Annotated in this window: 9 protein-coding genes; 3 read left to right on the top strand and 6 right to left on the bottom strand. The window is 63.5% G+C overall.

All coding sequences use genetic code 11. The features are described from left to right. Positions 1-247: 247 nt before the first annotated feature. The gene (locus tag QMG84_RS12495) at positions 248-1,243 is read right to left on the bottom strand and encodes an AraC family transcriptional regulator (protein WP_281928235.1); all 996 of its coding nucleotides are present in this window, start codon (positions 1,241-1,243) and stop codon (positions 248-250) included. Between the two features lie 765 nt (positions 1,244-2,008). Next, a complete protein-coding gene (locus QMG84_RS12490; RefSeq protein ID WP_281928233.1) occupies positions 2,009-2,209 on the bottom strand; it encodes a hypothetical protein in 201 nt (66 codons plus the stop codon). A 245-nt stretch (positions 2,210-2,454) separates the two neighbouring features. Here QMG84_RS12490 and pdxR point away from each other — a divergent pair, with 245 nt between their 5' ends. Continuing rightward, positions 2,455-3,987: a MocR-like pyridoxine biosynthesis transcription factor PdxR gene (gene pdxR, locus QMG84_RS12485; RefSeq protein WP_281928231.1), complete on the top strand. Its 1,533-nt coding sequence runs from the start codon at positions 2,455-2,457 to the stop codon at positions 3,985-3,987. Between the two features lie 887 nt (positions 3,988-4,874). Here pdxR and haoB read toward each other — a convergent pair. Together haoB and QMG84_RS12475 are read right to left on the bottom strand one after the other, a co-directional pair. Further along, positions 4,875-5,822: a hydroxylamine oxidation protein HaoB gene (gene haoB, locus QMG84_RS12480; protein ID WP_281928229.1), complete on the bottom strand. Its 948-nt coding sequence runs from the start codon at positions 5,820-5,822 to the stop codon at positions 4,875-4,877. A 234-nt stretch (positions 5,823-6,056) separates the two neighbouring features. Beyond that, on the bottom strand, positions 6,057-7,760 hold the full coding sequence (locus QMG84_RS12475; RefSeq protein WP_281928227.1) for a multiheme c-type cytochrome: 1,704 nt from the start codon (positions 7,758-7,760) through the stop codon (positions 6,057-6,059). A 147-nt stretch (positions 7,761-7,907) separates the two neighbouring features. Between QMG84_RS12475 and QMG84_RS12470 the strand changes: the two genes are divergently transcribed. Further along, positions 7,908-8,645 (top strand): metallophosphoesterase family protein, encoded by a 738-nt coding sequence (locus QMG84_RS12470; protein ID WP_281928226.1) that lies wholly within the window; start codon positions 7,908-7,910, stop codon positions 8,643-8,645. A 163-nt stretch (positions 8,646-8,808) separates the two neighbouring features. On the opposite strand, the gene QMG84_RS12465 is transcribed toward QMG84_RS12470, so the two are convergent. Further along, positions 8,809-9,189 (bottom strand): YraN family protein, encoded by a 381-nt coding sequence (locus QMG84_RS12465; protein WP_281928225.1) that lies wholly within the window; start codon positions 9,187-9,189, stop codon positions 8,809-8,811. Positions 9,190-9,394: 205 nt separating this feature from the next. After that, positions 9,395-10,309, bottom strand: a complete 915-nt coding sequence (gene rsmI, locus QMG84_RS12460) for a 16S rRNA (cytidine(1402)-2'-O)-methyltransferase (RefSeq protein ID WP_202073496.1) — start codon at positions 10,307-10,309, stop codon at positions 9,395-9,397. A 199-nt stretch (positions 10,310-10,508) separates the two neighbouring features. Here rsmI and QMG84_RS12455 point away from each other — a divergent pair, with 199 nt between their 5' ends. Beyond that, on the top strand, positions 10,509-11,732 hold the full coding sequence (locus QMG84_RS12455) for a penicillin-binding protein activator (protein ID WP_281932000.1): 1,224 nt from the start codon (positions 10,509-10,511) through the stop codon (positions 11,730-11,732). The last annotated feature ends 29 nt before the right edge of the window (positions 11,733-11,761 follow it).

Here is an 11,761-nt window from a genome sequence, read left to right as displayed (position 1 = left end):
AGCAGCAAAAACGACGCCTTTAATGGCGTTTCCCAGAGGGAGGTTCAAATGGGTTGGCTGATTCCCGCTTGCATGTTGGCTATGATCGTCATCTCCGCTGTGACTCTGACGCGCCTCTAATCGCGTCGGTAAGCGGATGACCGGCCGCGAGCGGTCCGGTTTCCAGGCCGCCAGCGTGGGAGCGCTGGCGGTCTTCTGTTTTTCAGCCTTGTCGATTCTTTAGGCCGCGAGCGGCGGCGTCCCTGCGTCAGCCCCTTGCCCGTTTGAGCGTTTGAGAGGGAAGCTCCCCGTAACGCGCCCGGTATTTCGACGAAAACTGCCCATGGTCGGGGAAGCCGCAGTCCATGGCGATCTCGATCACCGACGCGGCGTCGCCGGCGAGCGTCAGGCGGTCTCGCGCGTTTTCGAGACGACACTCCATCAGATAGTCGCGCGGCGAGCAGCCGTAGCTTTTCTTGAAATTGTCCTGCAAGGTCCGCATGCTCATCCCGAGCGAGGCGGCGAGCCGCGATAACTCCACAGGCTCTGCCGCATGGGCCTTGATGTAATCCCGGGCCTTGCGGATGGGGGGCGGGCTCGTATCTCTGCCAGCCGCATTGATCTTGCGCGCGACAGCGGGAAACAGCGCAGCCGTCGCGAGAGTCTGCAGGGTTTCATCATAGCCGGCGCGCGCGAGCTGGCCGAGACCGGTCGCCTCCAAAGCGAGAATCTCGGACATGATGAGTTTCATGTTGCGCGCGAGCGTCGCGTAGAGCGGATCGGACAGATCGAACGCCGTCACCATGCCGTGGAAAGGCGTTCCGCTGAAGGGAAGGCCGGTAAGCCTTTCCGCCTGCGCCGCCGCAACCGCCATCGGAAGATGAAGGCTCAGGCTCATGGCTTGGGGAAGCCGCATATCGACGGTTTCGAGCGGGGGCCAGATGGCGCCGTTCCGCCCCGCGGCCAAACTATAGTTCCCGCCACCCATTTTATAAGAGATCGAGCCCTTCAGCGGGACAAAGACGAGAGCGGCGTTCGATGGAGGGCGCCGAAGGAAGACATCGGATGTTTCGGTTGCAACCAATACCGCCTTGCCCAGCCGCACGGCCGTGCAGCGCAACCGGAATGCGTCCTTGTTCTCGAGGAACGAGACGGACAAGTCTTGTCCAAACAAGACGCTGAGGCGTTTGGCGGCGGCTTCCGGGGTTTTGGCTTGAATCGTGGCGACGCCCAGCGCGGGCTTCTGCAAGTCGCTGTGCCCCATCAATCGACCCCGCCAAACCGACCAGCGTCAGAGTCACGCAGACGATCGCGAATTGTCAACGGAGGCGGGGCGTTGGCGGCGGCAATGTCGCGCTTTTCAACGGTTTTGTTTTGCGTCGCCGCACGGGAGAAAGACGGCCTGTCCGGGTGCGCCCCATAGGGACAGGCCGTCGGTTCCCCTCAAATCCCGCCCTGAAAGACCGCTGAATGGCTGCTCTCAAACGAGAAAATTGCTAACGCCAAAGCGATCCTGGGCCAAGCTGGACCGTGGCGAGGAACAGTGTTCCCCCCGTGAAGGCGCCCTGGCGTTGCAAAGAAGACACATGCGCAAGGGCGCGCGGCTATCCGAAAAGCGCGCTGGAGCCCGGCCCGCCAAATCGGCCCGAGGCGACTTAGTTTTAGCCTTCTGTCAGGGCGGGCGGAAAGCGCGCGTTCAGCCGTAAACCCAGCCGACAATCGCGGCGCCGAAGAAAAAGCCGACGCAGCCGATGATAATCACCTTCACAAGCCCGTCCGGCATATCCGCCTGCTCCTCGTCAAAACGGCCCGTCGCTCCATCGCGCCCGGGCCGCTTTCTAAGAGGCGGCCGTTTCCCGCGGCCCCCTTGGAAAAATATGGCAAGGCGCCCGGCCGTTGGCAAGGCGGGCGCGCGGTCAACCAGCGAGAGTCGCGACGAGCCAGAGCGTCAGAATGCTCGCGAGCTCCAGCGTCAGTAACAGAAGAAAAGCGGCGGCATGGCTCATGACCCGCTTCCTTGCGGCCGCGACTAATTTTGTCTCGCGAGGCTGGGTTTTGGCGCCGGCCGGTTGTCGGTCTCCGCGAGGAGGGCGTCGACGGCGGGCTGCTGCTTACCTGAAGCAAGGGCCTTATGTTGCTTGCCGGGCTCGGCGAAGCTGGAAACAAAGCCCAAAGCGAGGAAACCGATCCAAAAGATTGCCGGAGCAATTTTCGACTTCGCGAGCGCCATTTCGGTCCTCCCTTTTTTCTCTGGATTTCAAGAATTCCTAAAGTACTCTCCGGAGAAAAGCGCCAGATGCGCTGCGACCAATGGCGCCAGGCAAAGCTTTTTCGAGTTGCTGCTGTCCGACAAGGCTGGCGGGCGCCGTGGCGCCAGGAATGCGCATGGAAGTGGAGCTATGAGGTTGCAAAAGAGCGCCTTAATCCTCGAATAAAGTCGCCAGCGCGGCGCCACCCCTGGGCGGGAACGGCTAAATGACGAGCATCGCCTCTCTCGGTCGTCTAACTCCGGTGATCCGGAGCGGCCAAGTGCAACTGTCGATCATGCTGAAGGAGTCCGACAAGGCGACTCTGCAGACGCAGATCTTCGACCAGATTCGCGCCATGATTCTGAACGGCAGATTGCGCGGCAACGACCCGTTGCCGACGACGCGCGAGCTCAGCGCTCAGCTTGGCGTTTCACGCAACACGGCAGTGCTGGCTTATGAGCGGCTGGTCTCCGAAGGCTATATCCGCACCAAGCCCTATGTCGGCACCTTCGTCGCCCCCGATCTGCCGGACACCGCTTTCTTTTCCTCCAGCGCCCCGGAAACAGCGCCGGCCGCGCCGGCGCCGCTGAAAGACGGCGGCTTGACGGAGCCTCTGCGCGACATGCGCACGCACCGCCTCGCCGACCCCGACCGGCGCCGTCTCGTCGCCGATTTCTGGGTGGGTAAGCCCGATGCGCGCAGCTTCCCGCTCAAGGCCTGGTCTCACCACATCAAGGCGCGGTTGAAATCGGCGGGCTCGGAGCTCACGACCTACAGCGATCCGGCCGGGCTTCTCGAATTACGTCAGGCGATCGCCAAACATCTCGCGCCGGCGCGCGGCGTTGTCTGCGATCCTGAGCAGATCATCATCGTCGGCGGCTGCCAGGACGGCTTCAACCTCGTCGGGCGCCTTCTCGTGACGCCCGGCTCGCCGGCCGTCGTCGAATCGCCGTGCTATCAAGGCGCGGCCTATGTGCTGGAAAGCCTCGGGGCCAAGCTGCATCCCGTGCCGATCGACCGCGATGGGCTGGACGTGACGATGCTGCCGCAGGTCGAGGGAGCCGTCGCCTATGTGACGCCTTCGCATCAATATCCCGTCGGCGTGACGCTCAGCCTGCAGCGCCGCATCGAGCTTCTGGCGTGGGCGACGCAATATAACGCCTATATCATGGAAGATGATTACGACAGCGACTTCCGCTTCGTCGGATCGCCGCTGACGGCGCTGAAAGGATTGGACCGCAACGAGCGCGTGATTTATCTCGGCACTTTTTCGAAATGTATGGGGCCGGGGCTGCGGCTCGGCTACGTCGTCGCGCCGCGCCGGCTGGTCGAGAGCTTCCGCCGCATGAAAATGCTGATGAACAACGGCCAAAGCTGGCTCGAGCAGGCGGCGATGGCCGACTTCATGTCCAGTGGCGAATTCGGACGCCATCTGCGCCGCATTCGCCAGATGTATCGCGAGCGCCGCGACGCCTTGCTGGCGTCCCTGCACAAGCATTTCGGCGAGTGTGAGATTTACGGCGAGCAAGCCGGCATGCATCTCGTGTGGAAGCTGCCCGACCGATTCCCCAGCGCGGCGGAAGTCGAGGCCAAGGGGCTGGCGGCGGGCGTCGGCGTCTGCTCGCTGGCGACGGGCTCGGCGCTGCGCTTCGATAGTAACGATGGAGGCGACCGGCTGCTCATGCTGGGCTTCGTCGCGCTCACCGAAAAAGAGATCGAGGAAGGGATTGCGCGGCTGGCGACGGCGCTTCGCAGCTAAGGGCGCGCTGCGCTGCGAATGAAACGCGCGCGCTTTCAGGAATCCGCTCGATTGGTTCGTTGTTATTCGCGGCGCGAGCGATCAGGAATTGCTCTGGTCGCTCTGGATTCCCGGTCGGGCTTTCAGCCCGCCGGGAATGACAAGGCCCCATGCGAGCTACTCGAGCGGAAACGGTATCATACGAGATCCGCTTGATCCGTTCGGCGCCATCACCGACGCTCGCGCCGGTTGGATACACAGGGAATCACCGCCGTCATTGCGAGGAGGCGGAGCCGACGAAGCAATCCAGGGCCGCATCGCCGCCCTGGATTGCTTCGCTTCGCTCGCAATGACGGGCGCCGGGCAAAACTAGCGCTCTTGTGGCTCTGGACTCGAATGGCAATCCGAGCTGTTCAAACGGAAACGGTATCATTGGCTGGTTCGGCGTGCGATAGTCAGCCATGACGAATGAAAAGCCGGACCAGACCTATACCGTGAGAGTGCGCTCCAGAGGGGGCGCTGGGCATAACGCCATGTGGCAATGGGAAGTCTACGCGGCGGGAAACGCGCTTCCGATTGAAAAAGGCCTCTATAAAGGCTCGGAGGCGAGGGCCTACCAAACCGCTCAGGCGGCCATGGCGCGCTTGTCCGAGCGGCGCGCACGCACGCCGCAATAAGCGCGCTCGCATCGGGCCTTGTCATTCCCGGCGGGCTGCAAGCCCGAGCCACGAGAGCGCTGGTTTTACTCAGCCCGTCATTGCGAGCGAAGCGAAGCAATCCAGGGCCGCATCGCTGCCCTGGATTGCTTCGTCGGCTCCGCCTCCTCGCAATGACGGCGGTGATTTCTTGTGTGTCCAAACGGCGCGAGCGTCGGGAATGGCGCCGAACGGATCAAGCGGATCTCGTTATTACTTCAATCGATAAATCCACCAGCTCTTGTGCTGATACACAAGCTCCAGCCTTTCCAATTGCGCGGGGTTCGACGTCGAGAAAGGTAAGAGCTTGGCGATCAACGCGTCGCTGTCGCCCTTGCGCGTGAAATAGTGCAGCCGCGTCGCGCCGCCGATCGGCTCCACGGCGAAGCCGCCGTCGATCTTCTGCTCACGCATCCATTGCGTGGCCGATTTGATGACGCCATGCGACACGCCTGAGGAGGGGAAATCCTTATAGGCAATGGACAGGCGCTCGGGCCGCGCGGCGGCCGCCTTCCAGACATCGGAAATATGCACGGCGACATAGGCGGGTTTGCCCGCCGCAATTTCGGATAAGGTCTGCGCGCCGCGCTTTTCGTCCGAGAGCAGCGCGTCGATGAAACGGTCGAATGTTTCCGATGATTTCGGGACCGCTCCCGCGCCCCAGCGCGCCTGCTCGGCGCCCTGCGCGCCGGGCCACGCCGCGGGAATGAGCAGGCCGCTTGCGCGCGCGTCGTCGAGCGGCGCGTTGCGTTTCGCGGCGAGGCGAATGGCGCGCGACAAATCCCACCAGGCGAGAACGATGGCGTCTTCGTCGACATGATCGCGAATGGCCCCCAGCACTTTCGTAATGTCTGCCGCGGAGACGTCCGAAAACAGGATCGGCTCCGTCACCTCATTGCGCCAGACGAGCGGGCTCAGCCGCTCGCCGTCGCGCGCGACAAGGCCGGCGGCGATGGGGCGCCGTTCTTGGGGGACCGAAATCTCGATACGCTGCAGCGAGCCAGGCGCAAGGCCAAGGCTCGCGACTTCCTTCGCCGCATCCTCGGGCGCGGCGGCGATCGTCAGCGCGTAGTGGGACGCGGGGCGCAGGGCTGAATATCCCGCCCAGCCGAGGAGCGCGCAGCCTATGGCGATGAGCCCGGCGCCGACGATGGTTTTCATGCACCCTCACGCAGTCGATTTGTGTCCGATGTCATTCCCGACGCTCGCAAAGAGAGCGATCGGGAATCCAGAGCAAAACCAGCGCTTCTGTGGCTCTGGATTCCCGGTCGGGCTTGCAGCCCGCCGGGAATGACAAATCAGGCCCGTCATTGCGAGCGAAGCGAAGCAAGCCAGAGCGACGCCACGGCTCTGGATTGCTTCGTCGCTTTGCTCGTCGCAATGACGGAGCGGCTTCTACTGACGCTTCCTTCTCAGCAGGAACGCGCCGCCCAGCAGTACGGCGATGGCGCCAAGGCCCGCCGCGATGAGGCGTTGCTGCGGCGAGTCGAACTCGAGATCGCCGCGCTTCTCGCCGGAGATGCGCTTCAACTCCGTGCGAATCTCCGCCGCCTCGCGCAAGCGCGTATCTTCGTCATTGATCTTTGTGGCGCTCTTGATGAGCTGCGACCAGCCTTCGGAATAGGTGTAGCCGCCAGGGTTCATATGCGCGAGCGCCTTATAATGCTTGATCTGATGGTGCTCCCACATTTCGGCGAACTCATATTCCACCGCCGAAGGATTATTGCCCTTCTGCCAGAAGAGCTGGAAGAAGGCGCCGGCGTCGTCCTTCTCGGGCGCCGGAGGCGCGGGGCGGTTGGTCTTCTGGCCCGGCAGCAGCTTGTCGGTGTAGAGCTTCACCAGCACGCTGCGCGACTTCTCAGTGATTTCCAGCCCCGAGATGACGCCCTTGTCCATGCCGTCGAGATAGGCGCGCGCGAAACTGTCGGAGTGACAGTTCGAGCAGGTCGAGACCCAGGATTCCTTGCGCGCGGTGAACCAGGGATGGTTCAGATTGTCGGCGATCTTTGGCATGGGCATGAAGGCCCAGCGCGACTTGCGCACCATATTGTGCGTGAACTTGCCCTCATATTCCATATGGCAGAACTGGCAGGTCGGCGCGTTCATATGGCCCTTGTCGAGCGAGTCGGCGAGGCGGGCGTTCCAATCCCACTGATCGCCGCGCGCCTGATAGACCGTGCCATGCTTCGAAAGCATGTAGCCTTCGAACTCATTATGATCGACGCCATTGTGGCATTGCGCGCAGGCCTGCGGCTTGCGGGCCTCCACGGCCGAAAATTCGTGGCGCGTATGGCAGGAGTTACACGTCGTCTGCGGCGTGTGACAGAAGGTGCAGCCCTCGGCCACTTCGCGCTGCTCCATCGCCGCCCAAATGGCGTTCTCGACATTGGCCTTATAGGAGAGCGCGTGTGACGGATGGCCCGGCTTCCACTGGTCCTGCGGCCAGGTGAAAGTGTCGCGCTCGGATTCGCGCTCGGCGAATTGCTGCACGTGACACTGGCCGCAGGCGGCGGCGTCGGGCATTTTCAGCTCGGTCTTATGCTGGCCGTGATCCTGGCCGACGCCCATGTGGCAGTCGATGCAGCCGACTTCCTTCAGCGTCTCTCCGGCCTTGAGCTTGCCCATCGACTGAAGGTTCGCCTCGACCTCCTTGATCATCGCCTTCTTATAGGCGCGGGAGTCGCTGTCCGGCAGATGACGGATTTGATCCAGATTGCCATGGACGCTCCTCTGCCAGCTATGAGTCCAGCCGGGGGAGGTCTGCTGGTGGCATTCGACGCATTGGGCGCGCGTCGCGTCGACGTCGATCGTCTGCGGCGGCTTATAGAAGGAATGCGGGTTCAGATATTTCGAGATCGGAATCGGCTCCCAATATTTGGACAGCGATCCCTTGCCCGCGCCCTGGGTTTCATCATGATAACGCTTTTCCAGCGCCTCATAGAGTTCCTTGGGGGTGGCGCCCTTGGAAACGCCAAGCGCCTTGTAGGTCTCGTCGGGCGTCTCGGCGCGCCCGGGCGCAAGCGAAGCGGTCAGGGCGCTGAAAAGCGCGAGAAGGCCGACGAGAAAGCGGCGGCGCAGGATGGCACTAAATTTCGGCATTAGCCCCTCGGCCTGGGAGATTCGTCATCGCGGCATTGTCGATAGCGGAACCATGATTGGAAGCACCACAGCCCGTGGCGCCAATGGCGCCATCGGCAGTTTTCGCCATTCGCGCCGCGCGCCCAAAATATTGGATCGGAGGTTCCGATGGATGAAACAACGATCTCGAACGCCGCGGCGCCGGACGGCATGCGCATCTATGCAATCGGAGACATTCATGGCCGAGCCGATCTGCTGGAGCGTCTTACCCAGACCATAGACGACGATTTGCGCAAAGGCGACTACAGCGCGGCAGTCTGCGTTTTTCTCGGCGATTATGTCGATCGCGGCCTCGACTCGCGGGGCGTCATCGACCGTCTGGCGCGTCGCGATTTCCCAACGCCGATTGTGACGCTGCGCGGCAATCACGAAGACGAGATACTGCGTTATCTCGACGACCCCGCGATGCTCGACCAATTCGTCGCCTTTGGCGGTCTGACCACGCTCGCTTCCTATGGCGTCGACGCGGGCCGGGAGATGAAGCGCGGCGGCGCGCCGGCGGTGCTGGCGGCGTTGCTCGAGCGCTTCCCGCAATCGCATCGGCGTTTTCTCGAAGAGACGCAGCTTTCTGCAGAATATGGCGACTATTTCTTCTGCCACGCCGGCGTGCGGCCGCATGTGCCGCTGGAGCGGCAAGAGCCCGGCGATCTCATGTGGATTCGCTATGAGTTTTTGAATTACCGGGGGGCGTTCGAAAAGGTGATCGTGCATGGGCACACGCCGCATGCGCGCGTGGAAAATCTGGTGACCCGAATCAACCTCGACACCCACGCCTTCAAGAGCGGCGTGCTGACGGCGGCGGCGCTGGAGGGAAAGCGGCGGCGGTTTATGGATACGGCGGGGTGATGCGATCCGCTCGATTGGGCTCGTGTCATTCCCGACGCTCGCGCAGCGAGTGATCGGGAATCCAGAGCAAAACCAGCTACTTTGGCCCGGGATTCCCGGTCAGGCCTGCGGCCTGCCGGGAATGACATTCCCCGAGTCCGTCGTCCTTTCAAGCAGCACAGTATCACCCCACCCGCAGCTCGAAAGCATTCTCCAAATGCTGCGGCAACTTCCCCCGCGCGATGAAGATCGCGTCGCCGCGTAGCGTGCAGCGCATCGCCCAAGGGTTCGCGGCGATCCAACGGTCGACAGCGCGTGAGATGCGGCGCCGCTTTTGCGGCGTAATCGCAATTGCCGCCTCCGCCAGATCGCCGCGCGCTTTCACCTCGACAAAAACGACTGTGCCTCCGCGCTTTGCCACAATGTCGATCTCGCCGCCCTGCGTTCGGAAATTCCGGTCGAGGATCGTATAGAGCTGCGCTCGCAGCCATAGGGCTGCGATGGTTTCCGAGCGCAGGCCATAGGCAAATGCGGAGCGGCGCGCGTCCTCGTCCCTGTGCTTCATCACTGCGCCATGAAAAGAGCTGCAAAAAAAGAGAGCGATCTTACGTTACTTTAATAAGCTATTTCTACTTCAGACTCCCGCTTTTGGGGCTTTTGTCATTCCCGACGGGCCAGAGGCCCGATCGGGAATCCAGAGCCAAAATAGCGCTGGTTTGCTCTGGATTCCCCATCGCTCGCTCCGCGAGCGTCGGGAATGACAGGGCTCATTACTTCCCGCGCTCCGCCGCCAATTGCAGCGCCCGCGCATAGACCTGCCGGCGCGGCTGGCCGGTCTCCGCCGACACGACGCTGGCGGCGTCTTTGACCGAATAAGACCCCAGGGCGGCCTCGATTTTCGCGTCGAGATCCGCCGCCGCGACCTCCGCCGCGCCCGCTTCTGGCGGCGCCACCAGCAGCACGATCTCGCCCCTGGGCGGCTCCTCATTGGCCAGCGCCTCGGAGAGCGCGTCCAGCCGCCCGCGCCGCACGGATTCATACATTTTGGTCAGCTCGCGGGCGATGGCCGCGCTGCGAGGGCCGAGCACGGCGGCGCAGTCGGCCAGCGTCTCGGCGAGGCGGCGGGGGCTTTCGAAGAAGACTAGCGTGCCGGGAATCTGCGCGAGCTCCGCAAGCCGCGCCCGCCGGGGGCCGCTCTTATGTGGCAGGAAGCCTTCGAAGAAGAAGCGGTCGGTTGGCAGGCCGGCGACGACGAGCGACGCCAGGACGGCGGAAGGGCCGGGAACGGAGGTGACGTGCAGCCCCTTCTCTAGCGCCTCCTGCACCAGCTTGAAGCCGGGGTCCGAGACGAGCGGCGTGCCGGCGTCGGAGACGAGGGCAAGCTTCGCGCCGGATTCGAGCCGCGCGAGGAGATGCGGACGAATCACCGCCGCGTTGTGCTCATGATAGGCGACGAGCGGCGTCGAGATTCCGTAATGCGCCAACAGGTTTTTGGTGACGCGCGTATCCTCGGCCACGACGGCGTCGGCGGCGGCGAGCGTCGAGAGCGCGCGGAAGGAAATATCCTTCAAATTGCCGATCGGCGTCGCCACAACATGCAGGCCGGGTTCGATTTTCTCGGCCTCGGCGCGCAGGCCGAACGCCGTGTAGCCCGCGGCGGGAGAGGGGGCGTCGTCGGCGGCCATGCTGGCAATCTCCAAACTGTTCGTTTTTTCGTCCGAATGTTCGGAATATGGAACGATCCGGGCGGTCTCGGCAAGGCCTCAATTAACGCCCAAAAGCCGCATCTATTGACATTCGCATCGGGAGACGGACCCTATGCACAGGAAACATGCGCGCGCGGCCCTGGCGGCTCAGGCGCGGGGGCTCGGGGTCTCTATGAATATGGGTTTTTCAGTCGGTTTTCCCGGCGCTGTCAGGCGCTTGCGTGCGGGGCTTCTCGCCGGCGCGGCGGCGCTGACGCTCGCTGCCTGCCACCCGGGCGCGGGGCCGGGCATCCCCGGCGCGAAGAATCTCGGCGCCGGCGCGCCGCCCTCGGGGCAGGTCGCGACCGCCGACGCCAATGAGATGATCGGCAATGGCGCGGTGAAGGTCGGCCTCGTGGTGCCGTTGACCGGCCCCAATGGCCCGTCGTCGGTCGGCGCCTCTTTGCGCAACGCGGCCAAGCTCGCCTATGCCGACAGCGGGTCCAATGACGTGACCATTCTGGTCAAGGACGACAAATCCACGCCGGCCGGCGCCGCCGCGGCGACCCAGGAGGCGGTCAACGAGGGCGCGGAGATTATTCTCGGGCCGGTCTTTGCGACCGATGTGAAGGAAGCGGGCCGGGTGGCGCATTCCGCCAGCAAGCCCGTGATCGCTTTTTCGACCGATTCCTCGGCGGCGGGGAAGGGGAATTATCTCCTCTCCTTCCTCGTCGAAGGCTATGTCGATCGCGGCGTGAGCTTTGCGGCGCAGCGGGGCAAGAAATCCATCGCCGTGCTGGCGCCCGAAAATGATTACGGCACCTTGGCGCTGGCGCAGTTCCAGCAGAGCGCGGCGAATTACGGCCTGCGCGTGCCGATGATCGAGCGCTATAAGCCCGGCGCGCCGGGCGAATCCATCCAGCGCCTCGCAGCCGCCCGCGACCAGTTCGACGCGATCTTCGTCCCCGAACAGGCCGACGCGATGGGCGGCGTCTCGAAAGAGCTGGTCGCCAATGGCATCGACTCGAAGAAGGTGCAGATCATCGGCACTGGCCTGTGGAACGACGCGCGAGCGCTGAACCTGCCGGCGCTGCAGGGCGCCTGGTTCACGGCGCCGGAGAACGCCGGCTTCAACGCCTTCGCGCAGCGCTACAAGGCGAAATTCGGCTCCGACCCGGCGCGCATCGCGACGCTCGCTTACGACGCCGTGTCGCTGGCGATCGCATTGTCGCGCTCGCAGGGCTCGCAGCGCTATTCCGAAAGCGTGCTCACCAATCCATCGGGCTTCAACGGCGCCGACGGCGTCTTCCGCTTCCGCCCCGATGGGACGAATGAGCGCGGGCTTTCGGTGCTCGAGATCGGCGGCGGCGCGGCGAAGATTATTTCCCCGGCGCCGAGGAGCTTTACGGGGAACGGGGCGTAACAGTCGTCTCACGACCGTCATGGCCGGGC

Origin of the sequence: Methylocystis iwaonis, assembly GCF_027925385.1 — a bacterium.
Classification (GTDB): Bacteria; Pseudomonadota; Alphaproteobacteria; order Rhizobiales; family Beijerinckiaceae; genus Methylocystis; species Methylocystis iwaonis.
Note: the sequence above shows the minus strand (reverse complement) of the source record. Positions and strands in the feature narration are given on the sequence as shown.

What these genes read in the sequence shown, in the direction of transcription:
- QMG84_RS12495 (WP_281928235.1), bottom strand. Translation starts at nt 1,243, where the DNA reads ATGGGGCACAGCGACTTGCAGAAGCCCGCGCTGGGCGTCGCCACGATT.
- QMG84_RS12490 (WP_281928233.1), bottom strand. Translation starts at nt 2,209, where the DNA reads ATGGCGCTCGCGAAGTCGAAAATTGCTCCGGCAATCTTTTGGATCGGT.
- pdxR (WP_281928231.1), top strand. Translation starts at nt 2,455, where the DNA reads ATGACGAGCATCGCCTCTCTCGGTCGTCTAACTCCGGTGATCCGGAGC.
- haoB (WP_281928229.1), bottom strand. Translation starts at nt 5,822, where the DNA reads ATGAAAACCATCGTCGGCGCCGGGCTCATCGCCATAGGCTGCGCGCTC.
- QMG84_RS12475 (WP_281928227.1), bottom strand. Translation starts at nt 7,760, where the DNA reads ATGCCGAAATTTAGTGCCATCCTGCGCCGCCGCTTTCTCGTCGGCCTT.
- QMG84_RS12470 (WP_281928226.1), top strand. Translation starts at nt 7,908, where the DNA reads ATGGATGAAACAACGATCTCGAACGCCGCGGCGCCGGACGGCATGCGC.
- QMG84_RS12465 (WP_281928225.1), bottom strand. Translation starts at nt 9,189, where the DNA reads ATGAAGCACAGGGACGAGGACGCGCGCCGCTCCGCATTTGCCTATGGC.
- rsmI (WP_202073496.1), bottom strand. Translation starts at nt 10,309, where the DNA reads ATGGCCGCCGACGACGCCCCCTCTCCCGCCGCGGGCTACACGGCGTTC.
- QMG84_RS12455 (WP_281932000.1), top strand. Translation starts at nt 10,509, where the DNA reads ATGGGTTTTTCAGTCGGTTTTCCCGGCGCTGTCAGGCGCTTGCGTGCG.